Raw genomic sequence first — 20,663 nt, 5'->3', positions numbered from 1 at the left:
GCCCGCTGCCGGCACCCCCCGGTGCGTCGGAACCAGCCGTTCTTGGTACGAGAGTGACGGATGCGACCAGGGGGACTCACCTGGGCCCCACCAGCCCCTCCCGCCACAACTGCGGCTGGTTCCGACAGCGGCGGCGCCTTGAGGGCAACCCGGTCAGCGGCCGGTGACGCGCGCCTTGCCCGCCGCGAGGTCGAAGAGCCTCGGCAGGATCGCGTCGCCGGCCACGCGCAGCCCGTCGTGCAGGTGCTCGTTCGTGATCCACACCTGCAGGTTTCCGACGTCCGTCGCCAGGGCGAGGTCCAGGTCCACGTACGGGTCGTCGTAGTACTGCACGGCGGCGACCGGGACCTCGTTGGCGGCCAGCGCGGCCAGGTCGTACAGCGCGGGCCACCGCGTGCGGGCGGCGAGCTCCTCGGCCGCCGCGCGGAACGGCCGCAGGGCGCGGTGCTGCTCGTACATCCACGGGAGGACCACCTCGCCGGTGAGCTGCAGCGGGCGGGCCGACGCCGCGAACGACGGCCACCGGTCGTGCTCGGCCTGCGCGGCCCAGCCCGGCTCACGCTCCCCCTGGTGGTAGATGACCTCCTGGAGCACCGCGTAGAGGGGCCCGTCGTCGAAGCCGGTCTCGCGGACCACCGCCCCGAGGAACGCGTCGGACAGCTGGCCGGCCGGCGTCAGCGCGGTGTCGAGCAGCCAATGCACCTCGTCGAGCCCCGTGCTCATCCCGAACGGCTGGCCCAGCTGCTGCAGCCGCTCGACCGTGAAGGGCTCGCCCGTGGGCAGGGTGACGGACCCGTCGGACAGCAGGTCCGCGATGCGCGCCAGCACGGCCGCGTCCGACGGGTGCAGCCGGGCGTGCTCACGGTTGCGCGCCGCCTGGCGACGGTAGGTCGCGGCGTAGACACCCTCGGCGTCGGTCGTCGCCGGCGGCAGCCCGCCCGTCACGAAGCACCGGGTCAGCGCGGACGGGTGCCGCGACAGGTACGTGAGCGTGAGGAAGCCTCCGTAGGACTGCCCGAGCGTGGCCCACTGCCTGCCGCCGTACACCGTCCGGCGCAGGTGCTCGGCATCGGCCACGATCGCGTCACCGCGGAAGCAGGCGAGGTAGTCGGCGGCCTGTGCGGCGTCGTCGAACCCGCCGACCACGCGGCCGTCCACGGGCGAGGAGCGGCCGGTCCCCCGCTGGTCCAGGAGGATCACGCGGTACTTCTCCAGGGCGGTGCCGATCCACCCGCCGCCCAGCGGTCGGGGGCCCTGCCCGCCGGGGCCGCCCTGCAGGAACAGCAGCAGCGGCAGGTCGTCCGACGCCTTCTCCGGGTCGACCAGCTCGCGGGCGAACACCTCGATCGAGCCGAACCGTTCCGGCGCCGACCAGTCGACCGGCACCTGCACCCGGTGCTCGCGGACGGTGAACCCGGTCATCGCGTACTCGTGCGTCACGTGGGTGAGCCTAGATTCACAGAGCCGGGATGCCGAGGGTGTCGCATGCTGAGGGCTGATTCCGAGGAGGCTCCCCTGAGCAGCACCACGACCAGCACCGGCGTCGGGTTCCGGTCCGAGCGCGGACCCATCCTCATCGCCCTCATGGTCACCACGGGCCTGATCGCCATCGACGCGACGATCCTGGCGACGGCCGTCCCGACGATCGTCGCGGACCTCGGCGGCTTCACCAGCTTTCCGTGGCTGTTCTCCGTGTACCTGCTGACGCAGGCCGTCAGCGTGCCGATCTACTCCAAGCTCGCGGACACGATCGGGCGCAAGCCCGTGATCCTGCTCGGCATCGGGCTGTTCCTGCTCGGCTCGGTGCTCTGCGGGTTCGCGTGGAGCATGCCCGCGCTCATCGCGTTCCGGGCGGTGCAGGGGCTGGGTGCCGGGGCGGTGCAGCCCATCGCGATCACGATCGCCGGCGACATCTACACGGTCGCGGAGCGCGCCAAGGCGCAGGGCTACATCGCGAGCGTCTGGGGCGTGTCGTCGGTCGTGGGCCCCACGCTCGGCGGCGTGTTCGCCGAGTTCCTGTCCTGGAACTGGATCTTCTTCGTCAACATCCCCCTGTGCCTGGCGGCGGCATGGCTGCTGGTCCGCCACCTGCACGAGACCGTGGAGCGCACGAGCCACCGCATCGACTGGGCCGGTGGGCTCCTGCTGACCACCGCCATGAGCCTGCTGATCCTGGCGCTGCTCGAGGGCGGGAACGCCTGGGAGTGGCTGTCCGTGCCGAGCGTCGGCGCGTTCGCCCTCGGCGTGGTGCTCCTGGTCGCGTTCGTGCGCGTCGAGCGGCGGGCCGACGAGCCGGTGCTGCCGCTGTGGGTGTTCTCCGACCGGCTGCTGCTCTCGGCGTCGCTGGTGTCGGTGGGGGTCGGCGTGCTGCTGATCGGCATCACCTCGTACGTGCCGACGTTCCTCGAGGCGCTGCTCGACGTCTCGCCGCTCACATCGGGCCTCACGCTGGCCGCGCTCACGATCGGCTGGCCGATCTCCGCGTCGCAGTCCGGCCGGCTCTACCTGCGGGTCGGGTTCCGCACCACGGTGCTCGTCGGGTGCGCGGTGGTGGTCGCGGGGACCGCCGGGCTCGCCCTCGCGGCGATGCGCCCGTCGTTGCTCGCCGTCGGTCTCGCCTGCTTCGTCATCGGAGCCGGCCTCGGTCTCGTCGCCGCCCCCAGCCTGATCGCCGCGCAGTCGAGCGTCGGCTGGAGCGAGCGGGGGGTGGTCACCGGTGCCAACCTGTTCTCGCGGTCCATGGGCAGCGCGCTCGGGGTGGCCGCGCTCGGCGCGCTCATCAACGGCCTCATGCGCGGAGCCAGCCCGGCGCAGGACCCCGAGCAGTTCGGCGATGCCGTGACGCTGTCGTTCGCGGCGCTGGTGGTCGTCGCGCTGGCGACCGTGGCGGCCGCGGCTGCGATGCCGCGCACCACCACGGAGCACGGTTCGGCGGGCACTCCGCTCGGTGACGTCGCAGACTGAGACGTCACCGAGCGAAGGGTTCACCATGGGTATCGACGACCTGGTCAAGCAGGCCAAGGCAGCCGTCTCCGGCCGCGAGGAGCAGGCGAAGGACGCGCTCGACAAGGCTGCCGAGGCAGTCAAGTCGAGAACGGGCGACCGCCAGGACGCCCAGATCGACAGCGTCGTCGAGAAGGCGAAGACCTACCTCGACGAGCAGCAGAAGAAGTAGGTCACTTCTCCTCGAGGCACAGGATGCCGTCCTCGTCGTCGGCCTCGAGATACAGGTCCTGCGGGCACTCGTCGGCGCTGCTGACCTCGGAGATCGCCTTGAACTGGTAGTCCGAGTCGCAGCTCACGGCCTCGGCCATGCCGTCCTCGTCGACGATCCAGCACGATCCCGTGCCGGTCGTGATCGACGCGGTCGAGATGAAGCTCGTCGCCGCCCCGATCCCGGTGCCGAGCACGAGCACGAGGCCGACGATGACGACGCCCTTGGCGAGGCCGCTCAGGCTGGGCGCGCCCTCCTTGCGAGCGGAACGGTAGGCCGCGAACGCGCGCGCCAGCCCGATGAGGCCGATGACCATGCCGCCCCACCAGTAGAACCCGCTCTTCGAGTTCGCCGTGACGATCGTCGAGATCGAGCCGGCGAGGAAGAACGCGACGCCGACGAGGAACGTCGTCGTCGCCTGCTTGTAGTGCCGCGTGGCGTCCGTGGTCTCGCCGGGCAGCGCGACGTCGTCCTCGACCCACAGCTCCCACCCCGGAGGCGGCGCGGGCAGCGAGGGGTCGGGGGCCCAGCCGGGCTCCGGGCGGAACCCTTCGGGCGGCGCGGGCCAGTTCGGGGGCGGGTTGAACTTCATCGGGCTCCGATCACGTGCCGCCGCGGCGGCTGGGAGAATGCTGGACGGCGCCAATGATGCCGTCTCCCGCGCCGCCCCCGTGACCGCGCCGGTGTCGCGCGGCGCAGGTCGCGTGTGCAGGTCAGGCGGTGCATCCTGAGGCCATGCCTCTGACCGGTGAGTACCAGCCGAGCACCTCCGAGTGGGCCCGCACGCAGGCCGAGACGTACGAGCGGACCGACGGCCGGGAGGCCAACACCCTCCAGGGCAAGCCGGTCATCGTGCTGACGTCGGTCGGCGCCAGCAGCGGCAAGCTGCGCAAGACCGCCCTGATGCGCGTGGAGCACGAGGGCCGCTACGCGGTGGTCGCGTCGAAGGGGGGCACGCCGGAGAACCCCGCCTGGTACCGCAACCTCGTCGAGCACCCCCACGTGGAGCTGCAGGACGGGGCGGTGAAGAAGGACTACGTCGCCCGGGAGACCAGCGGCGCCGAGCGCGACGAGTGGTGGGCGCGCGCCAACGAGGTCTGGCCGGCCTACGAGGGGTACCAGGCCAAGACCGACCGGCAGATCCCCGTGTTCGTCCTGGAGCCGATCGACGACTGACCGGCGCTAGAGCTTGGCCCCGGTCCGGGCGTCGTGGCCGGGGTTGGCCGCGACGGCGTGCCGGTACGAGTACGCGAAGTAGATGACGACGCCGACGGCGAGCCAGGCGAGGAACCGCAGCCACGTCAGCGTGGTCAGGTTCGCCATCAGCCAGAGGCACGCCACGCCCGCGATGATCGGCAGCGCCGGCGACCACGGCACCCGGAACCCCCGCTCCAGGTCGGGCCGCGTCCGCCGGAGGATCGGGATCCCGAAGCTGACCAGCACGAACGCCGACAGCGTGCCGATGTTGATCATCTCCTCCAGCAGCTCCACCTCGGACAGGCCCGCGATGAGGGCGACGATGATGCCGACCCCGATCTGCAGCCGGACGGGTGTGCCGTACTTCGGGGACGTCCGCGACGGGCCGCGGGGCAGCAGACCGTCGCGGCTCATCGCGAAGACGATGCGGGTGAGGCCCAGCAGCAGCACCATGAGGACCGAGGTCAGGCCCACCAGGATGCCCAGCGAGATCACCCGTCCGGCCCAGTCCGCACCCACGAGGACGAACGCGGTGGTCAGCGAGGGCGTCTCCACCTCGGCGAGCTCGCGGTAGGAGACCATCCCGGTCACGACGACGGTCACCAGCACGTACAGCACGGTCACGATCGCGAGGCCGCCCAGGATGCCGCGGGGAACGGTGCGCTGCGGGTTCTTGGTCTCCTCGGCCGTCGTCGCGACGACGTCGAACCCGATGAACGCGAAGAACACGAGGGCGGCACCGGACAGGATGCCGATCACGCCGTACGCGCTCGGCTCGAGGCCGAAGAGGTACGCGAACACCGGCTGCTCGAGGCTCGTCCGCTCCGGGGCCGGCTCCGACGGCGGCACGAACGGCGAGAAGTTGGCGGTGTTCACGTAGAACAGGCCCACCACGATGACGAAGAGCGTGATGGCGACCTTGATGACGGTGAACACGCTGTTCACGCGCGTGCTCAGCTTGGTGCCCAGGGCCAGCAGCGTGGAGAACACCGCGACGATGACCACCGGCCCCCAGTCGAGATCCACTGACCCGAGGCTGATCGTCGTGGGGATCTCGATGCCGAACAGGGCGAAGGCGTCGGACAGGTACACGCCCCAGAACTTCGCGATGACGGCCGACCCGAGGAGCATCTCCAGGATCAGGTCCCACCCGATGATCCAGGCGACGAACTCCCCCATCGAGGCGTACGAGAACGTGTACGCGGAACCGGCGACCGGCAGCGTCGAGGCGAACTCGGCGTAGCACATGATGGCCAGCCCGCACACGAGCGAGGCGATCAGGAACGAGACGATGACCGCGGGTCCCGCGTAGTTCGCCGCCGCGGTCGCCCCGACCGAGAAGATGCCCGCGCCGACGGCCACCGCCACGCCCAGGACGATGAGGTCCCACGTGGTGAGGTTGCGCCGCAGCGACCGCTCGACGTCCAACGTCTCCTCGAGGGAGTCCTCCACGGACTTCCTGCGCCAGATGCTCGTGCTGCTCGCCATGGACGCCACCTCCGCGATCGAGCATGCCGGGTTTGGAGGGCTTCGTCACCCGCTGCGCTCAGCCGAGCAGGAGGTACCAGCCGCCGACGCCGATGATCCCGCCGAGCAGGGGCGCCGCGACGGGCACCCACGCGTAGCTCCACTCGGACCCGCCCTTGTGCTGCAGGGGCAGGACCGCGTGCATGATCCGGGGCCCGAGGTCGCGCGCCGGGTTGAGGGCGGGACCCGTCGGACCGCCGAGGCCCGCGACGAGCCCCCAGACCAGGAAGCCCAGGGCGAGGTGCGCGACGGCCGGCTCGTCCGTGGTCAGCGGCGAGTTGACGATCGCGAGCGCGCACGAGAACAGCACCACGGAGCCGAGCAGCTCGCTGAGGAAGCCGTTGAGGCGCGAGTGCGCGGCGTTGATGGTCGAGAACGTCGCGAGGATGTCCTCGGGGTCCGTCGTGAGGTCGTAGTACGGCTTGTGCGTCACGACGATGGCGAGCTGCCCGGCCATCGCGCCCAGGAGCTGCGCCACGACGTACGGCGCCACCTCCGACCACGGGAACAGGCCCCACACCGCGAGGCCCAGCGTGAAGCCGGGGTTGATCTGGTTGCCGCTGATCCCGCCGAACATCAGCGCGGGGATCATCACCCCGAAGCCGTAGCCCATCGCGATCAGCGACCAGCCGCCGCGGTATCCCTTGGAGCCCTTCAGGTGCACGTTGGCGACGGTGCCGTTGCCCAGGATGATGAGGATCGCGGTGCCGATGAACTCGCAGGCCAGCCTGACGGCGAGGCTGTACGTCGGATCCATGCGGCCCCCGCGGTCGGTCTGCTCGGACCGTCAGCGTGGCACAGCGGCGACGCGACGGACGATCAGCGCGAGCGCCGCCCCGGCGGCGTAGGCGACCAGGTCGACGGCCGCGAACGTGGTGCCGAGCGCGTACCTGAGCAGCGGGACGGCGTCGACGGCGCGGGCGGGCACCCCGGTGAGCTGGGCGAGCTCGACCAGCGTGCAGAGCCCGAAGGCGACGAGCGCGACCGCCACCGGACGGGCGCGTGGCGCGATCACGACCAGGAGCGCGACCACGAAGGCCGCGTAGAGCGAGTCACCGACGGGATCCGCGAACGCGGCGTCGATGCGGCTCACCGCGACACCCACCACGACGAGCGCGACGGCGACCAGTACCGCCGCGAGGCGGGTCCGCGGGCGCGGGCGCGGGCGCGGTCCCGGCGACGTCGGCACACGGAGCTCGGGGGCGTCGGGCGCGGTCACGCGACGACCGTACGCGCGCGAGCCGTCCACAGCCCGACGCGTCCTCAGGGGTGGCGGCCGTCGCCCCTGGTCGCACGCCAGCCTTTCGGGATGACGACGTGGCGCCGCCCCGGCCCGTGGCTCGTCGGCCTCGTCGTCTGCGCGGTGGTCGGCGCGGGCGTCCCCGCCTGGACGCAGGGGCGCGTCGCCGCCCGGTACGCGGTCGGTGCGGCCGATCTGGCGGCCGGGCGGGCTGCGCTCGACACGCTCGACGTCCGCGGCCGGGCGCCGAGCACCGGGTACGCGCGCGAGCGGTTCGGGCAGGCGTGGGCGGACACCGACCGCAACGGCTGCGACACGCGCAACGACGTGCTGCGCCGCGATCTCACGCAGCCCGCGGTGGAGCACTGCGTCGTCATGTCCGGCACGCTCGACGACCCCTACACCGGCGTGCGGATCGCGTTCACGCGCGGACCGGGCTCCGCCGAGGTGCAGATCGACCACGTCGTCGCCCTCTCGGACGCCTGGCAGAAGGGCGCGCAAGGGTGGTCCGCCGCCCAGCGCGAGGCGTTCGCCAACGACCCGGCCAACCTGCTCGCCGTGGACGGGCCGGCCAACCAGGAGAAGGGCGCCGGGGACGCGGCCACGTGGCTGCCGCCCAACCGCGGGTACCGGTGCGTCTACGCGCTGCGCCAGGTCCGGGTGAAGGCGGCCTACGGGCTGTGGGTGACGGCGGCCGAGCGCGACGCCCTGGACCGCGAGCTGGGGCGGTGCGTGGTCGGCGTCGCGCGGTCGCCGTGAGCGGGACCGGCGCCGGACGCGGGGGTTCGGCTAGACCTGCAGACCGATCAGCCAGGCCGCGCCGAGCGCGAGGGCGGCCACGCAGACCACCAGCAGGATCGCGACCCAGACCGCGCCGGGCAGGTGCGTCAGCCGCCCCAGCAGCCCGGCGTCCGAGGTGTCCGAGACGCCGCGCCGCCGCGACCGGCGACGCTCCGTCTGCATCTCGAGGACCGCGCGCGGGGCACCGAGCAGCAGGAACCAGGTGACCGCGTAGGCCGCGACGCTCTGCACCGTCGCCGACCCCCACACGGTCACGCCGACCAGCAGGGCACCGGTCACCAGCACCGACCAGAGCCCGTACCAGTTGCGGATCTGCACCAGCACCAGGACCAGCACCACGAGCAGGGCCCACAGCAGCGCGACGGCGTAACCCCGGGACAGCAGCCAGGCGGCACCCACGCCGAGCAGCGCCGGACCGGTGTAGCCGGCAGCGGCCGTCGCCACCATGCCCGGCCCTCTCGGCCTGCCCACCGAGACCGTCAGACCGGAGGTGTCCGAGTGCACGCGGATGCCGGACAGGCGGCGCCCGACGAGCACGGCGACGCCCGCGTGGGCGGCCTCGTGCACGATCGTCAGGCCGTGCCGCGCCACGTGCCAGGCCGCGGGGACGACGAGGATCAGCAGCACGGCCGCCGCCGTCAGGAGCACGACCGTGCTCGACGGCACCGGCTGCGGTGTCGTGATGTCCTGCCAGGCGGCGCCGAGCCAGTCCACGGGTGGGTCCTTCGGTCGGTCGTCGTCCACCCGGGCGGGCGGGGCAGGCAGGACCCTACCCAGCCGGGGGCGCCTCGGTGGGCAGGACGACGTCGCGGCCGGTGGCGGTGATGCGCACGCCGTCGGGCACGACGGTCGCCTCCGACAGCACCAGCCCCTCCGGCAGACCGGCGACGGGGATCTCGACGTCGGTCAGGCGGTCGCCGAGCGCGCTGGGCAGGTCGTCGACGTCGACGGTCAGCCCGGCGACCTGGACGTTCCGCACGTTCACCAGGAGCGTGCCGTCCTCGACCCGCGGGACCAGGTCTGCCGCCAGCGACAGTCCGAGCACCCTGCCGGACGCGGTCAGTGCGTCCCCGTCCACGGCCAGCGTGATCTCGAGGTCGGAGCGCTCCGCGACGATCCGCTCGATCGAGGCGGTCGGCAGCGTCGCCGAGATCGTCGCCGTACCCATGGTGTACGGCTCCGAGGTGCTCACGTCGTGCGCGTCGATCGTCACGTCCGTGGCGTCGATGCCGTCGAGCGTGACGCCCGCGACCTGGCCCGTGACGTCGTCGATCGAGCCGGCCAGCACCTGGGTCAGGAACGGGAAGCCGCCGAGCTCGACCGTCGGGGTCCCGACGACGTCCAGGTTCTGCTCGATGGCCTCGACGACCCGCTCCTCCGCTGCCGACTCCGCCACCCGGTCGCCGACGTAGGCGCCGCCCACCAGGACGACGACCGCGACCACTCCGACAACCACTCCGCGTCCGCTCACGCGCCTCACCGTAGGGGTGGGCACGTCCGTGCGCTGGTCAACCCACGGGCAGCGGCTCGCTCGGGCACGTCGAGAGCACGCGGACCATCGCGTCCTGCTCCGCCTGCGTGACCCACAGCCCGTACGCGTGCTTCACGCCGACCTGCCGCGCCACGTAGGCGCAGCGGAACCCGGTGTTGGGCGGCAACCACGTCGCCGTGTCACCGTCCCCCTTGCGCTGGTTGAGCGGCCCGTCCGCGGCCAGCAGGTTCAGCGGGTCGTTCGCGAACGCCTCCCGTGTCGTCGTGTCCCACTGCTGGGCGCCCTTCTGCCAGCTGTCCGAGAGCGCCACGACGTGGTCGATCTGGACGGCCGACGAGGTCCCCTGCCCGCGGACGAACGCGATCGGCTCGCCCGAGTACGGGTCGTGCAGCGTGCCGGCCGCCACCACGCACCCGTGCGTCCCGTCCTTGATCACCTGGTCGACCAGGTCCCGGCGCAGGATGTCGTTGCGGGTGTCGCACCCGTTGCGGTCGACGTCCTTCCAGGCGTGGCCGTACAGGTCGCGGTCGTACCCCGTCTTCGGGGCGCGGCCCTTCACCGGCAGCAGTGCCACGGTCGCCAGAGCGGTCGACGGCGTGACCGGCTCAGAGGTGACCGGCGGTGTGACCGGGGCTGGTGTGACGGGCTGGGGTGTGACCGGCTCCGGCATCGTGGCGACGGCATCGGGCACCGTGACGGCCTGTTCCGCAGCCGGCGTCGGCACCGGGCGGACGTCGGTGACGCCCTGCTCCTGGCACCCCGCCAGCAGGGCCGACACGGCCACCGTGACGGCCAGGCAGGCGGACAGCGGAGATCTCACTGCCTGAGTATCGACACCGCGGGAGCCGCAACCGAGGCGACGCCCCGGTCGGCGTCCCAGAAAGTGGACAGCCGGGAAGAATGCGCGCACCCCGTCGCCTTGGACTGTCATGGTTCGCAGCACCTCGGCGCGGGTGAGCGTCGGATTCGTCCTCCTGCTGTCGGCGCTCACGGCCCTCGGCCCACTGACGTTCGACACCTATCTCGCGGCCTTCCCCCAGATCGCCGACGACCTCGGCACCACGTCCGCTGCCGTGCAGCTGACCGTCGCCGCCTCGCTCGCGGGCCTGGCCCTGGGCCAGCTGCTCATCGGGTCCATCTCCGACGCCTACGGTCGGCGCCGTCCGCTCCTGGCCTCGCTCGTCGTCTACATCCTGACCTCCGTCGGCCTCGTGCTCGCCTCGGGCATCACGACGTTCACGGCCCTGCGGTTCGTGCAGGGCTTCACGGCGGCGGCCGGCATGGTGCTGTCGCTGGCCATCGTCCGGGACCGGTACGAAGGGCTGGCCGTCTCGAAGGTCATGGCCCGACTGATGCTCGTCGTGGGCGTCGCGCCGATCCTCGCGCCGACGATCGGGGCGCAGCTGCTCCTGCTGGGGTCCTGGCGGCTGATCTTCGTGTTCCTGGCCGCCGCCGGGGCCGCGCTGCTCGCCATCGCCTCCTTCGCGCTGCGCGAGTCGCTGCCGGTCGACCTGCGGCGCACCGGCGGGACGGTGGCCGCGCTGCGCACGTACCGCGACCTGCTGACCGACCTGCCCTTCCTCGGGCTCGCGCTGATGTCCGCGTTCTACCTGTCGGCGATGTTCACCTACGTGGCCTCCTCCACGTTCGTGTTCCAGGGCGGGTACGGCCTGACGGCGCAGCAGTTCGGCTGGGTGTTCGCCGCCGGTGCGGTCGCCATCACCGCCGGCTCCCAGGTGAACGGAGCCCTCGTCGGGCGGTTCCGGCCCGAGCAGGTCCTCTCCGTCACCGTGGGCGTCGGGCTCGTGCTCGGCCTCTCGCTGTTCGCCGTCACACTGTTCGGCGCGCCGTTCTGGCCCGTCACGGTCCTGGTCGTGCTCACCATGGGCACCGCCGGGTTCGTCCTGCCGTCCGCACCCGCAATCGCCCTGGCCTCGAACCCGCACCGCGCGGGGTCTGCCGCTGCGCTGCTCGGCGCTCTGCAGTTCGGGCTGGGCGCGATCCTCGCCCCCGTCACGAGCCTCGGCGGCGAGCCGACCGCCGTGACCATGGGTGCGGTGATCGCCGGGGTCATCGTGGTCGCGGCGCTGCTGCTCGTGCTGGTGCGGCGCTCCTGGGCTCGCCGTCCCGTCGAGGAAGCCCGTGCGGTGCCGCGGGATCCGGCCCCGGTGGACGAGCTGGACGCGGTGCCGCGCCCGGCCTGACCGCCTGGCTCGCCCGGGCCCGACCGGACCGGCAGCCCGACCCCGAGGAGAACGAGGGCAAGGCCGTGGGCCGGACGGTCGGCGGCGCCCTGCGGTTCGACGGCGTCTCACCGCAAGTCACACCCTCGCCGGGGCACCCCGCAATGATGTGGCGCGGGTCACATTCGCAACTTAACCTGAGGAGAACGCGCTCGACGAAGGACGCACCATGAGCTGGGTCATGCTGGTTGCGATGATGTTCGTCCCGGCGCTCGTCTTCGGTGCGATCTGGCAGCTGTTCCCGTCGCCCGACGAGCCGCCGCGATGGCGCACGTTCCTGGCCAACCGCCTCGAACGTCTGGCCGCCCGGCTGCGCCCACCGCGTCCGCCGGAGTACGACCCGTTCATGACCCTGCGCGTCCAGGAGCGGCTCGGGGCGGTGGCCGACCACGTGCGCGCGCTCGAGCGGGACCCGCACACGTTCGCTCGCGCCGAGCGGATCATCGCGTCCCAGCTGGCCTACGACCAGCTGCTGCTGGAGGCGTGCCTGCTGGCCGGCGTCGAGGTGAAGCAGGCTGCCAAGGGCGACCCCGCCGAGCGGTTCCGCGAGGAGGTCGAGCTCGCGTCGCGGGGCTGGGCGTGGTGACCGAGGGCTGGGCGTGGTGACCGAGGGCTGGGCGTGGTGACCGAGGGCTGGGCGGTGGCGGCCGAGGCAGGTGCGCCGTGACCGGGGCGGTCCCGATGCCCGCGTCGTGATCAGCCCGCGCGCACCGTCAGCGTGCTCGGCCCGGCGGGGGTCGGCCGGATCTCGATGCGGTCCGCGATCGACTGCTTCAGCGCCTCGACATGCGACACCACGCCGACCACGCGACCGCCCGCACGGAGCCGCCCGAGCTCGGCGAGGACGGCGTCGAGCGTGTGCGGGTCGAGCGACCCGAAGCCCTCGTCCACGAACAGCGTGCCCAGGTCGATGCCGCCGGCCTCCGCCGTCACGACGTCGGCCATGCCGAGCGCCAGGCACAGCGACACGTAGAACGTCTCGCCGCCGGACAGGGTCCGCGGGTCCCGGGCCTGCTCGGTGCGGTGGTCGATCACACGCATCGCGAGTCCCGTGTTCCGCGCGCGGACGTCCTCCTTCTCGTCGCTGCGCACCAGCTCGAAGCGACCGTCGGACATGACGAGCAGGCGGTCGTTGGCCGCCGCCACGACGTCCTCGAAGCGGCGCATGAGCACGAACGTGGCGAGCGAGAGGTTGCGCGCATTGTCGCCGCCGCCGCCAGTGAGGTCAGCGAGCCTGCTCACCGGGCCCGCCACGTCGACGGCCTCGGCCAGGACGGCAGCCGCCCGGTGCACGGCCTGCGCCGCGGCGGCTGCGGCGGCGGCGCACTCCTGCGCGACGCTGGCCTCGCCGCTCGTCCGGTCAGCCTCGGCGCGGGCCGACGCCTCCGCCTCCCTCGCCGCACCGACGTCCACCGCCAGGTCGTCGTCGAGCGCGGCGATCGCCGGCTCGGCGAGACCCGCGGTCGCCCGGTCCAGCCGCGTGGCGTACGCGGTGACCACCCGATCCAGCTCGTCGAGGACCGCCGCGTCGACCGCTGCGGCGCGTGCCTCGTCGGCGGACTCGAAGCCGTGCTCCGCGAGGCCCTCGGCCAGCTCGTCCTGTCGCCGACGCGACTCGTCCTGGGCGGTCTCCTGCTCGGCGAGCGCGTCGAGCACCGCGCTCGAGGCCGCGACGCGTTCCAGCAGCTCCGAGTGTCGCGCCGCGACCGTCGGGTGGTCTCCCCGCCCGGTCACGACCTCGGCCTCCGACGCGTCCAGGTCCTGCAGCGTCACCTCGAGCGTGGCACGGTCCGCGGCGAGCCGAGACACAGCCGCCGTGCGCTCGGCCTCCCGCTCACGCGTCAGCGTGTCGAACCCCTCGAGCGCCGGCAGCAGGCGAGCCACGTCCGCGGCGGCCGCCCGTGACCGCGCGAGCGCTGCCCGTGCCGCCTCGCACCGCTCGCCCGCGGCCTCGGCGGTCACCGTCCCGACCCGCGCCAGCAGGGCCTGGGACCGCTCACCCAGCACGCTGCACAGTTCTGCGGCGGCGTGCAGCGCGCTCTCGGCCGCCGCACGCGCTGCCTCCGCGCGCTCCACCTGCTCGGCCGACACGTGGTCGTCCTCGAGGACGGCCTTGGCGGGATGCTCGACCGAACCGCACACCGGGCACGCGTCACCGTCGCCCAGCCCGGCGGCGATCTCGCCCGCCAGGTCCGCGATGCGCGCGGCGCGCAGGTCGCGCTCGGCCGCGAGCGCCGTCGCCGCCACGGCGCCGGCGGTGGCCCGGGCGGCCACCGCCTCGGCGTGGCCGAGCTCGGCCGCGGCGAGGTCCCGGTGCGCGGTGACGGTCTGGAGGGCCGCGGCCAATGCCGACTCGTGCTCACCGGCCGCTGCGGCCAGCGCGCGGGCGGCGTCGAGCTCGGCCACCAGCGCGCGCCGGGCGTCCGGACGGGCAGCGAGCCACCGGTCGTCTGCCGCGATGGCGGCGATCAGGTCGTCGATGCCGTGGTGCGCCCGGCGGACCGCCCGGCGGCGCCCCTCGAGCCCCGCCTCGACGTCCACCAGTCGCGCGAGCGCCCCCGCCGCCTCGGCGGCCGACCGGCCGGCCACCTGGACGTGGCTGCGCAGGTCCGTGCCCGCGGGCGGGGTCGCGATGTCGTGCGGTGCGGCGTCCAGGGCGGCGGTCACCGTCTTGCGGGCCGCCTCGTGCGCGGCCCTGGCCCGGTCGGCTCCGCGGAGCAGGGGGCGCACGGCCTGGGCGGCGCGCGCAGCGGTCAGCTGGAGGATCGCCTCGGCGTTCACGTCCGCTGCGGCGTCCAGCGCGGCGTGCTCCGCGCGCAGGGCGTCGCGGCGGCGCAGCAGTGCCTCCGTGGCCGTCGACCGGTCCAGGTGCTCCCGGGCCGCACGCCGCGCCGCGTCGGCCGTGGCGGCTGCGGTGCGCGTGGCGTCCGCCCGCGCGTCGAGCACCTCGGTCCGCGCGCGGACCGCCGCCCGGACGGCCTCGACCAGACCGTCACCGCGTACGACCGCGGCATCGACCGCTGCCCGGATCTCGGCCGCCTCCTGCTCGCCGAGCCGCGCGGCCCCGACCAGCTGCGACACCCCCGAGGTGAGCGCAGCGCGGGCCGAGGCGCTCGTGCGGTCACCCTCCCGGCGCATCTCCGCCAGGCGCAGCGCGAGCCGCTCGTACACCTCGGTGCCGAAGATCTTCTGCAGCAGGCCGCGCCGCTCCTCCGGCTTGGCGCGCAGGAAGTGGGCGAACTCGCCCTGCGGCAGCACGATCGTCTGGACGAACTGGGTGCGGTCCAGCCCGACGACCTTCTGGATCTCGGCACCGATCTCGTCGAGCCGGTTGCCGAGCGGGACTCCGAGGGAGTCGAGCGCGTCGGTGCCCGCGGTGACGTCCGCACCGGCGGGCAGGCGCCACGCCTTCACGCTCGCGTTCGCCAGGGTGGTGCCGCTGCCGCGCCGCTTGGCGCGCTGGTAGGCCGGCGTGCGCCGGACCCGGAAGGTGCCCGCGGGCACCTCGAAGACCAGGTCCACGACGCTCTCGACGTCGTCGGGCGCGTACGCGGAACGGAGCCGGTCCTCCGACGCCTCGCTGGACGCGACCTTGCCGTAGAGCGCGAACACGATCGCGTCGATGAGGGTGGACTTGCCGGAGCCGGTCGGCCCCTCGAGCAGGAACAGCCCGGCCTGGCCGAGCGCGTCGAAGTCCACCGTGTGCGAGCCGGCGAACGGCCCGATCGCCTGGAGGGTGAGCGTGCGCAGGTGCATCAGGCGCTCCGCTCCATGGCGGTGACGTCCTCGTACGCGCGGCGCAGCACGTCCGCCTCGGCCGAGGTCGGCCGGCAGCCCGTGACGTGAGCGAGGAAGTCGGCGGCCACGTCGAGCGGGTCGTGCGCGGCCGTGACCACCGCGGCGTGCGACGCCACCGCCGGGCCCACGGCCCGGTGCTGCACGACGAGCGCGTGCGCGAACCGCTGCTTGACGCGCCGGTAGAGGTCGTCGGGGCGGTGCGCGTCCGTCACCGTCACCCGCACCCACGCGTCCCTGTGCGGTTCACCGGTCGCGCCCAGCAGGTCCTCCAGCGTGCCGGTCACGTCCGCGAGCCTGCGCGGCACGGGCGCGTCGACGAGCGACGTGCGCACCTGCCCGCCGGAGAGGTCCACCAGGACGGTCGACTTGGCATGGTGCTGCTCGGAGAACGAGTACGCGAGGGGCGAGCCGCTGTACCGCAGCACCGTGCCGTCGGCGCCGGTCACCTTCTGCGGTCCGTGCAGGTGCCCGAGCGCCACGTAGTCCGCCCCCGTGAACACGCCCGCGGGGACCTGGTCCACACCTCCGACGCGGATGTCACGCTCGGAGTCCGTCGGCGCGCCGCCGATGACGAACGCGTGCGCGGCCACCACCGACCGAGGACGCGCGGACCCGGACCGCGCCGCGACGTCCGCCCGGACGCGCCGCATGGCCGCGGCCGCCACGGCCTCGTGCGACCGGACCAGCGGCTGGGGGCCCTCGGCCAGCTCGACGCGGGCGAAGTCGGGGTCCAGGTACGGGATGCCGTACACGAGCACGTCACCCTCGTCGTCGGGGAGCACCACCGGCTCCGCCAGGCCGGCGACCCTCGTGCGCAGGCGGACCCGGTCCCGCATCAGCGACGAGCCGAAGCCCAGCCGAGTGGCCGAGTCGTGGTTGCCGGACGTGACCACGACGGTGGTGTGCTCCGCCAGCCGCGCGAGCGTCTCGGACAGCAGCGTCACGGCCTCCACGGGCGGGATCGCGCGGTCGTAGACGTCCCCCGCGACCACCACGGCGTCGACCTGCTCGGCGCGCACGACGTCGACCAGGTGCTCGAGGTACGCCGCCTGGTGGTCGAGCAGATCGACCCCGTGCAGCGTCCGGCCCAGGTGCCAGTCCGACGTGTGCAACAACCGCATGCGGGGAACGTAAACCAGGCCACTGACACCCCGGCCCACCGGCGCGCAGTCAGACGGACGACACAGGCTCCGTCTCCAGCTCGCTCGAGAGGCCGACCATGTCCAGCACGTCCCGCAGGACGCGGTGCGGGTCCAGCAGCGTGACCGGGATCCCCGCCTCGGACGCCGCCAGGTGCAGCTGCAGGACGAACGCGATGCCCGACGAGTCGACGAAGGTGGCATCGGTGGAGTCGACGACCACCGGGTGCCCGCTGACCAGGGCGAGGCCCATGCACGCGCTGGCCTCGTCCCGCAGGGCGGCGTCGATCTCTCCGACGAGGACGATGACCGTCCGAGCGTCCTGCGCGTCGACCCGGATGGTCCCGGCCGCTGCCGCGTGCTCGATCACGTTCCCTCGCTCCTTTGCGGTTGCCCCCGGCGGGAGGACGCCAGCCGTCCTGCCGGACGTCGTCATCCGCGAGAAGAACGCCCGAGAGCGACCCTGGGTTCCCGCGCGCCTCCGCACTAGCCTCGTCCGATGGCCTCAGATGAGGTCCCGAGGAGGCGCGCGCCGATGTACGCCATGCAGTACTTCGTGGGACTGCCGAGCGACTACGCCATGTCGACCATCCGCGACCGGGTGCGTCGCACCAGCCACCTCATGGACGGCTTCGCCGGTCTCGAGCTCAAGGCCTACGCCGTCCGGGAGAAGGCACGGGGCGCCTCGCGCAACGAGTACGCACCCTTCTACGTCTGGCGGGACGTCGACGGCATGCGCTCCTTCTGCTGGGGCGAGACCGGCTACTCCGCGATCGTCCGCGACTTCGGCCGGCAGCCCATCCAGGACTGGACGGTCGCCGGCGTCACCCAGGGACCCCACGGGTACGCAGACACCACCAGCCTGCTCCTGCGCACGGTCGACCTGCCGGAGGGGATCGCGCCCTCCCAGTGCCTCGAGGCGGTGACCGAGCCGTTCCTCGGCGGGACGGATCCCGACACGGTCGCGAGGGTCGCAGCCGTGGACGTCGGCACCTGGCGCGTGCTCCTCGCCGAGCTCAGCACCCGACCTGCCGACGAGGGCGCACCCGACCACACCGGCTACGAGGTCCTGCACGTCGCTGCCGGTCCGTGACGGTCAGGTCGCGGGGTCGGTGACGTCCGCCACCGTCGCCGCCAGCGCCCGGACCAGCTCGGCGCCGTCGACGTTGGCGGCCACCCCGTGCGCACCGCCGCCGATCGACACCGTCCGCGTGGGCACGCGGGAGTCGGCGACGACCGGCCAGGCGGTGAGGGCGCCGAACGGCGTGATCGTGCCGCGCACGTAGCCGGTCACGTCCTTGGCCGTCTCCGCGTCCGGCATCGACAGCCGCGCCACCCCCAGCAGGGCGCGCAGCTTGGGCCACGAGATGGTCCGGTCGCCGGGCACCAGCACGAACAGGAAGTCGTCGTCGCTACGGCGCACCACGATCGTCTTGACGATGCCCGCGGGGTCGATGCCGCGCACCTCGGCCGCCTCCTCCAGCGAGGCGACCGGGCCGTGCCGGGTCACCTGGAACCGGATCCCCGAGGCCTCGAGGCCCGCGAGCGCGCGGCGCTCGCCGTCGGACGGTGCGGCGGCTGCATCGCTCATCCGGTCACTGTAGGACCCGGGACCTCACCGGGCAGGCGGAGCAGCCGCCATCGCATCCGCGAATGCAGCGGTGTCGAAGACCAACGTCTCCGCGGCGATCCGCCCGTCACGCACCACGAAGTGGTCGACGGTCCGTGGGAGCGCTTGGCCGTCGGGGCCACGCAGCTCGTACATCACGAGCACCTCGTCCGCGTCGCCGAACGCCGCGACCTGGCGCCACCCGGAGCCGATGCGCGAGCGGAACCGGGTGAGGAACGGCAGGAACTCGACCGGCGAGGAGAAGCGCGCTCCGGGGCCCTCGAAGGTGAAGTCGGGTGCGAGGAAGGTCGCTGCCCGGTCCAGGTCGCCGGCAGTCCAGGCGTCCTGGTAGGCGGTCACGAGGTCGATCGGTTGCATGGTTCCTCCGCGGTGATGACGGGACTCAGCTGGACCAGGTGTCGGGGCCCGGGTCGTCGCCCGCGGCCCGCATCGAGAGGCGGGTGAGGAAGTGAGCCCAGCCGTCGGCGTGACCGGCCGCGCGCGCCTCGGGCAGGCCCGTGTGGGAGAGATCGACCCGGGTCCCTCCGGCCACAGGCGTGAGGACGAACTCCACGCGGCTCGCGGAGGGCGGCAGGTCCTCGCTGCCGGCCATCCCCCAGGAGACGACGACCCGGCGGTCCGGCTCGACCTCCAGGTACTGCCCACGCACCTGCGACCCGCCGATGTCGACGCAGAACTCTCCTCCGGGTACGGCGTCGAGGATCGCCCGGTGCCCCATCCAGGCGACCATGCGCGCGGGCACGACGAGGTGGGCGAACACGACGGTGGGCGGGGCATCGATCTGGATCGACGTCGCGTAGTCAGCCACGGGAGGACGCCTCCGCAGCCGCCTTGAGTGCGCGCAGGTGGTCCGGCCAGAAGTCGTCCAGGTACTCGCGGACGGCCGCCAGACCGTCCGTACGGATCGTGTACAGGCGCCGGGTCCGGTCCCGCTCCTGCGACACGAGGCCCGAGTCCCGCAGGACCTTCAGGTGGTGCGAGACGGCCTGCTGCGACATCTCGACCTGAGCGGCGATCTCCCCGACCGCGTGCGGCTGGTCCCGGACGACGGAGAGGATCCGCCGACGGTTCGGGTCGGCCAGGGCGTGCAGTGCCGCGGCTGCGCTGTCCATCAAGCCTCCACAAGTTGCTGCTTGTACAAGCAGACACTATCCATCGGTGCCGTGCCCGGCAAGGCCCGCCGACAGGGGATGCTGTGTGACGACACCGACGGGGAGGACCCACCGATGCCCGCCATCGCCACGGAGATCGTCCGGCTCGCCGCCGCCGCGCTCGGTACGCCCGTGACGGACCCCGAGCCGCTCGCAGGTTCGGACCGCTCGACGGTGCTCCGTTGCTCCGTCCCGGGCGGGACGGTCGTCGTCAAGAAGTACCCGGAGGGGACGTCCTCGTCCTTCGCCCGTGAGGTCGCGGGCCTGGCCGCGCTCGACCACACCCCGGACCTGCTCGCCGTGGACCGCGAGCACGGGATCGTCGTGATGACCGACCTGGGCACCGGCCCGACCCTCGCCGACCTGCTGCTCGGCGAGGACCCGGCGGCCGCCTGGGCAGGGGCGCTCGAGTGGGTCGAGGCTCTCGGCGACGCCCTCGGGCGGTCGCGCGACAGCACGGCGGTCTTCGACGCGGCGCTCGGCGACCTGTCCCCCGAGGAGCCGTCGGCCGCTGCCCGGGTGGGCGTCCGCATGCTCCTCGACGACGTGCTCGGCCTCCCCGCTGACCCGGCCCTCGACGCCGAGCTCGACCTGATCGCGACGCTCGACCGCCGCGACCCCGCGTCGGACGTCGTCTCCCCCACCGACACCTGCCCGGACAACGCGGTCCGCACCGCCGGCGGCTGGCGCTTCCTCGACCTCGAGGGTGCGACCGTGCACCATGCGGCGTACGACGCCGCCTATGCCGCGATGCCGTTCTCCACCTGCTGGTGTGTCTTCGACCCGCCGCCCGGGTTCACGGACCAGCTGGTGGACCGCTTCACCGCGGCACTCGGCGCGCACCTGCCCGACCTGGTGCGCGAGCCGGGCTGGACCCGGTCGGTCGACCTCGCATCGGCGGCGTGGATCCTGGCGATGACGGGCTGGCTGCTGTTCGGCGCCGACGAGGACCGGCCCCGCGTCGGGCCCGCGGGCGTCCCGTCGCCGAGCTATCGCCAGCTGCTCACCACCCGCTGGCGCTGGGGCGCGGTCCGCCTGCGGTCCACCCTCCCGGCGGTCGCTGGCCTGCTGGGCGCGGCCGCAACCTGGGCCGACGACGAGTGGGGTGCGTCCGCCGCGCCGGTGGGTGCGTACCGGGCCTTCGCTCGCGACTGAGCCCCCCACTCGGCCGACCCGGTCGCTCCCTCGGCCTGTCGTCCGCGTGCCGCGAGAGCGCCCGGCGTTCGCCCGC

General features: G+C 73.3%; 23 protein-coding genes. 8 read left to right on the top strand and 15 right to left on the bottom strand.

Annotated elements, in window-relative coordinates:
• Positions 1 to 153: 153 nt before the first annotated feature.
• Entirely contained in the window at positions 154 to 1,440 is a 1,287-nt protein-coding gene (locus tag KG102_RS00560) for an alpha/beta fold hydrolase (protein ID WP_249667404.1), read from the bottom strand.
• 45 nt (positions 1,441 to 1,485) lie between these two features.
• Between KG102_RS00560 and KG102_RS00555 the strand changes: the two genes are divergently transcribed.
• The gene (locus KG102_RS00555; protein WP_208289737.1) at positions 1,486 to 2,964 is read left to right on the top strand and encodes an MFS transporter; all 1,479 of its coding nucleotides are present in this window, start codon (positions 1,486 to 1,488) and stop codon (positions 2,962 to 2,964) included.
• A 25-nt stretch (positions 2,965 to 2,989) separates the two neighbouring features.
• Positions 2,990 to 3,175 (top strand): antitoxin, encoded by a 186-nt coding sequence (locus tag KG102_RS00550; RefSeq protein WP_208210495.1) that lies wholly within the window; start codon positions 2,990 to 2,992, stop codon positions 3,173 to 3,175.
• A gap of 1 nt (position 3,176) precedes the next feature.
• Here the strand turns inward: KG102_RS00550 and KG102_RS00545 are convergent, their stop codons facing one another.
• Positions 3,177 to 3,806, bottom strand: coding sequence for a hypothetical protein (locus KG102_RS00545; protein WP_208210497.1), 630 nt, complete (start codon positions 3,804 to 3,806; stop codon positions 3,177 to 3,179).
• A gap of 143 nt (positions 3,807 to 3,949) precedes the next feature.
• On the opposite strand from KG102_RS00545, the gene KG102_RS00540 reads away from it, so the two are divergent.
• Positions 3,950 to 4,390, top strand: coding sequence for a nitroreductase family deazaflavin-dependent oxidoreductase (locus KG102_RS00540; protein ID WP_208289738.1), 441 nt, complete (start codon positions 3,950 to 3,952; stop codon positions 4,388 to 4,390).
• Positions 4,391 to 4,396: 6 nt separating this feature from the next.
• On the opposite strand, the gene KG102_RS00535 is transcribed toward KG102_RS00540, so the two are convergent.
• Genes KG102_RS00535 through KG102_RS00525 form a run of 3 tightly spaced genes read right to left on the bottom strand, consistent with a single transcriptional unit; the run spans position 4,397 to position 7,157 of the window.
• Complete coding sequence (locus KG102_RS00535; RefSeq protein ID WP_208289739.1) at positions 4,397 to 5,899, bottom strand: amino acid permease; 1,503 nt, start codon at positions 5,897 to 5,899, stop codon at positions 4,397 to 4,399.
• A 58-nt stretch (positions 5,900 to 5,957) separates the two neighbouring features.
• A complete protein-coding gene (locus tag KG102_RS00530; protein WP_208210503.1) occupies positions 5,958 to 6,695 on the bottom strand; it encodes an MIP/aquaporin family protein in 738 nt (245 codons plus the stop codon).
• 30 nt (positions 6,696 to 6,725) lie between these two features.
• A complete protein-coding gene (locus tag KG102_RS00525) occupies positions 6,726 to 7,157 on the bottom strand; it encodes a ribosomal maturation YjgA family protein (RefSeq protein WP_208289740.1) in 432 nt (143 codons plus the stop codon).
• Positions 7,158 to 7,247: 90 nt separating this feature from the next.
• On the opposite strand from KG102_RS00525, the gene KG102_RS00520 reads away from it, so the two are divergent.
• Positions 7,248 to 7,937, top strand: a complete 690-nt coding sequence (locus KG102_RS00520) for an HNH endonuclease family protein (protein ID WP_208289741.1) — start codon at positions 7,248 to 7,250, stop codon at positions 7,935 to 7,937.
• Positions 7,938 to 7,967: 30 nt separating this feature from the next.
• Here KG102_RS00520 and KG102_RS00515 read toward each other — a convergent pair whose 3' ends face one another.
• From KG102_RS00515 to KG102_RS00505, 3 genes are read right to left on the bottom strand one after another with little or no spacing between them, the layout of a single operon-like run.
• Complete coding sequence (locus tag KG102_RS00515) at positions 7,968 to 8,693, bottom strand: M50 family metallopeptidase (RefSeq protein WP_208289742.1); 726 nt, start codon at positions 8,691 to 8,693, stop codon at positions 7,968 to 7,970.
• 55 nt (positions 8,694 to 8,748) lie between these two features.
• Positions 8,749 to 9,450, bottom strand: coding sequence for an LmeA family phospholipid-binding protein (locus KG102_RS00510; protein WP_208289743.1), 702 nt, complete (start codon positions 9,448 to 9,450; stop codon positions 8,749 to 8,751).
• A gap of 37 nt (positions 9,451 to 9,487) precedes the next feature.
• Positions 9,488 to 10,291: an HNH endonuclease family protein gene (locus tag KG102_RS00505; RefSeq protein ID WP_249667403.1), complete on the bottom strand. Its 804-nt coding sequence runs from the start codon at positions 10,289 to 10,291 to the stop codon at positions 9,488 to 9,490.
• 109 nt (positions 10,292 to 10,400) lie between these two features.
• Between KG102_RS00505 and KG102_RS00500 the strand changes: the two genes are divergently transcribed.
• Both KG102_RS00500 and KG102_RS00495 read left to right on the top strand, forming a co-directional pair.
• Positions 10,401 to 11,675, top strand: a complete 1,275-nt coding sequence (locus KG102_RS00500; RefSeq protein ID WP_208210515.1) for a multidrug effflux MFS transporter — start codon at positions 10,401 to 10,403, stop codon at positions 11,673 to 11,675.
• Between the two features lie 208 nt (positions 11,676 to 11,883).
• Complete coding sequence (locus KG102_RS00495; protein ID WP_208210517.1) at positions 11,884 to 12,300, top strand: hypothetical protein; 417 nt, start codon at positions 11,884 to 11,886, stop codon at positions 12,298 to 12,300.
• 110 nt (positions 12,301 to 12,410) lie between these two features.
• Here the strand turns inward: KG102_RS00495 and KG102_RS00490 are convergent, their stop codons facing one another.
• The 3 genes from KG102_RS00490 to KG102_RS00480 are packed head-to-tail and all read right to left on the bottom strand — an operon-like array spanning position 12,411 to position 17,021.
• Positions 12,411 to 15,470, bottom strand: a complete 3,060-nt coding sequence (locus KG102_RS00490; RefSeq protein ID WP_208289744.1) for an AAA family ATPase — start codon at positions 15,468 to 15,470, stop codon at positions 12,411 to 12,413.
• Entirely contained in the window at positions 15,470 to 16,633 is a 1,164-nt protein-coding gene (locus KG102_RS00485; RefSeq protein WP_208289745.1) for an exonuclease SbcCD subunit D, read from the bottom strand. The genes KG102_RS00490 and KG102_RS00485 overlap by 1 nt, the downstream gene beginning before the upstream one ends.
• 49 nt (positions 16,634 to 16,682) lie before the next feature.
• Positions 16,683 to 17,021, bottom strand: coding sequence for an STAS domain-containing protein (locus tag KG102_RS00480; protein ID WP_208210522.1), 339 nt, complete (start codon positions 17,019 to 17,021; stop codon positions 16,683 to 16,685).
• A gap of 129 nt (positions 17,022 to 17,150) precedes the next feature.
• Between KG102_RS00480 and KG102_RS00475 the strand changes: the two genes are divergently transcribed.
• Entirely contained in the window at positions 17,151 to 17,744 is a 594-nt protein-coding gene (locus tag KG102_RS00475) for a DUF4865 family protein (RefSeq protein WP_243884679.1), read from the top strand.
• A 3-nt stretch (positions 17,745 to 17,747) separates the two neighbouring features.
• Here KG102_RS00475 and KG102_RS00470 read toward each other — a convergent pair whose 3' ends face one another.
• Genes KG102_RS00470 through KG102_RS00455 form a run of 4 tightly spaced genes read right to left on the bottom strand, consistent with a single transcriptional unit; the run spans position 17,748 to position 19,393 of the window.
• On the bottom strand, positions 17,748 to 18,242 hold the full coding sequence (locus KG102_RS00470; protein ID WP_208210524.1) for an aminoacyl-tRNA deacylase: 495 nt from the start codon (positions 18,240 to 18,242) through the stop codon (positions 17,748 to 17,750).
• Positions 18,243 to 18,266: 24 nt separating this feature from the next.
• A complete protein-coding gene (locus KG102_RS00465) occupies positions 18,267 to 18,638 on the bottom strand; it encodes a nuclear transport factor 2 family protein (protein ID WP_208210526.1) in 372 nt (123 codons plus the stop codon).
• Positions 18,639 to 18,663: 25 nt separating this feature from the next.
• Entirely contained in the window at positions 18,664 to 19,089 is a 426-nt protein-coding gene (locus tag KG102_RS00460; protein ID WP_208210528.1) for an SRPBCC family protein, read from the bottom strand.
• Entirely contained in the window at positions 19,082 to 19,393 is a 312-nt protein-coding gene (locus tag KG102_RS00455; protein ID WP_208289747.1) for an ArsR/SmtB family transcription factor, read from the bottom strand. The genes KG102_RS00460 and KG102_RS00455 overlap by 8 nt, the downstream gene beginning before the upstream one ends.
• A gap of 114 nt (positions 19,394 to 19,507) precedes the next feature.
• Here KG102_RS00455 and KG102_RS00450 point away from each other — a divergent pair, with 114 nt between their 5' ends.
• Positions 19,508 to 20,587: a phosphotransferase gene (locus KG102_RS00450; RefSeq protein ID WP_208289748.1), complete on the top strand. Its 1,080-nt coding sequence runs from the start codon at positions 19,508 to 19,510 to the stop codon at positions 20,585 to 20,587.
• The last annotated feature ends 76 nt before the right edge of the window (positions 20,588 to 20,663 follow it).

Origin of the sequence: Cellulomonas fengjieae (genome assembly GCF_018388465.1) — a bacterium.
Lineage (GTDB): Bacteria > Actinomycetota > Actinomycetes > Actinomycetales > Cellulomonadaceae > Cellulomonas > Cellulomonas fengjieae.
The sequence above is the reverse complement of the archived record's forward strand: the minus strand, read 5'-3'. Positions and strand labels throughout refer to the sequence as shown.